Source organism: Bacillota bacterium, from assembly GCA_040754675.1.
In the GTDB taxonomy this organism is placed as follows: Bacteria; Bacillota; Limnochordia; order Limnochordales; family Geochordaceae; genus Geochorda.
Genome location: JBFMCJ010000720.1, coordinates 1 through 1,799 on the forward strand (window position 1 = coordinate 1; position 1,799 = coordinate 1,799).

Sequence of the window (1,799 nt, forward strand, 5' to 3'; positions counted from 1 at the left end):
CCGCCCGCTTGAGGGCGCCCATGTAAGACGGCGAGTGGAACCACACCACGGACTCGATCACCGTGCCCTGGGGCCGAGCCGCCAGGGCTTCGACGAACTGGCGGGAGAGGCGGGCCTGCCAGCGCAGCAGATTCGTGGTGAGCACGGTTCCCCCAAGCGCACCCGCGCCCGGAGCCCCCTGTCCCGACGCCTCTGACGCAGCGAAGGCGGGCGGCGCCGCAGCAGCGCCGTTGGCCGAGATCTGGTCGGCCGGCGGCGCTTCCACCAGCTGGCGGGCCATCACGACCCCCCGGTTGCGGATGGAGGGAGTCAGTGGGTAGCGGCGGTTATAGGCTTCCACCGTGAGGCGATGCTCCAGCCACCGGTCGGTCAGGGGGCCCACGACGGCCTCCCCCACCGCCGTGGCGAGCTGCGACCGCAGGATGGGCGTAAGGGCGGCGCCGTGCGGATCCTGTCCACCGCTGCGGCAAACGAAAAAGACGTACCCACCGGCCGACCACTCCCCGACCTCCACCGGGAATCCGCGCCCCTCCATGAGCCGAGCGAGGTCGCGCAGCCGCTGTTCTACCGGCTTTCGATGCTGCTGCCAGGTACCCACCTGAATCATGCGAGCCTCCGGGCAACTGCCTTGCCCTTCCGCGAGCATTCCCCACGCCCCAACGATTCATGTCGGGCCGCCCTTTCCACCCCATGACGGGCGTTGGGGCTGGACAGCCTCTTCGTCGGGCCCGGCCGCCACCGGGCGCAAGCTGCTCCGCGGCCCGGCGCATACTACCGTCGGCGTCATGCCACAAGAAAGGAGGCAAGACGGATGGCTCACCTCACCATGATGGAGCTGGACACGCTTCGCCACATGATCGGGGAACAGCGGCTGTGCGTCGACAAACTAAACCATTACGCGCAGCACTGCCTTGACCCCGAACTCAAGAACCACTTCCAGCACCTGGCCAGCCTCTGCAACCAGAACGTCCAGAAGCTCATGGGCTTTCTGGGCTAAGTTTGGGCCGGGCTGCAGGCCGCCCGATTCTTCTCGAGCTGAAAGGAGAGATCTCCATGCCCTTCCAGGACAGGGAGATGGGCTCGGACTGCCTGGACATGCTGAAACATCAGGCGGTGGAGCTGACGAAGGCCGCCATCGAGTGCTCGGATGCGAACCTGCGCAACACCTTCATGCAGATGCGCCAGTCCTGCGAGGCAGCCCAGTGGGAACTCTACCGGCTGCTGGAGCAGAAGGGTTGGTATCTGGCGTCGGGAAAGGCCGACCACGCAGAGATTCAGAGAGTGCGCCAGTTCTACCAGGGCGTGCCCGCCGCGGCGGGACTCGGGTACGAGCGGGACGGCGGCACGTTCCGGGCCTGACCGGGCCACCGGTGCCACACGCTCACCTGGCTCGACCCCGTACAGGGGGCTGCGTGGTGCAGCCCCTTCTCTTCTTGAGCGGTCTCAGCCCGCCGGCCCAGGTCTCGTGTGCCCCGCCGTGGCGTATCTGGCTCTCACGCAGCGGCTGCCACGTTGGCGCCAGCAGCTTCTGCGTGGCCGGCGCTTGGCATGGGTGCAATTCCCATTCCCTGAGCGACAGGTGCAACGTACGCCGCACCGACCCAACTGCCAGCATCTCGCCGAAACACTCCTGAAGAAGGGGGTATGCTGTGATGACCTCAGCACGAAGATGGTGCATCGGGTTGGTTGCAGCACTGGTAGTCATGGCCGTGGTACCCGTATATGCCGCTCCCCCTCAGGCTGCGCCTGCACAGCAGGCCGGTCTTGAGGCGTCCGCCTCCATCGAGTGGAAGGTCCAG

At 66.7% G+C, this 1,799-nt stretch carries 3 protein-coding genes; 2 read left to right on the forward strand and 1 reads right to left on the reverse strand.

The window, feature by feature from the left end; genetic code table 11:
* The coding region (locus AB1609_22895) for a hypothetical protein (protein ID MEW6049282.1) at window positions 1-607 on the reverse strand (607 nt) is incomplete at its 3' end.
* Window positions 608-811: 204 nt separating this feature from the next.
* Between AB1609_22895 and AB1609_22900 the strand changes: the two genes are divergently transcribed.
* Together AB1609_22900 and AB1609_22905 are read left to right on the forward strand one after the other, a co-directional pair.
* A complete protein-coding gene (locus AB1609_22900; GenBank protein MEW6049283.1) occupies window positions 812-997 on the forward strand; it encodes a hypothetical protein in 186 nt (61 codons plus the stop codon).
* Window positions 998-1,053: 56 nt separating this feature from the next.
* On the forward strand, window positions 1,054-1,359 hold the full coding sequence (locus tag AB1609_22905; GenBank protein MEW6049284.1) for a spore coat protein: 306 nt from the start codon (window positions 1,054-1,056) through the stop codon (window positions 1,357-1,359).
* Window positions 1,360-1,799: the final 440 nt, after the last annotated feature.

Excerpts from the sequence above, each read along its gene's own strand:
- AB1609_22900 (MEW6049283.1), top strand. The coding sequence starts at position 812 with ATGGCTCACCTCACCATGATGGAGCTGGACACGCTTCGCCACATGATC.
- AB1609_22905 (MEW6049284.1), top strand. The coding sequence starts at position 1,054 with ATGCCCTTCCAGGACAGGGAGATGGGCTCGGACTGCCTGGACATGCTG.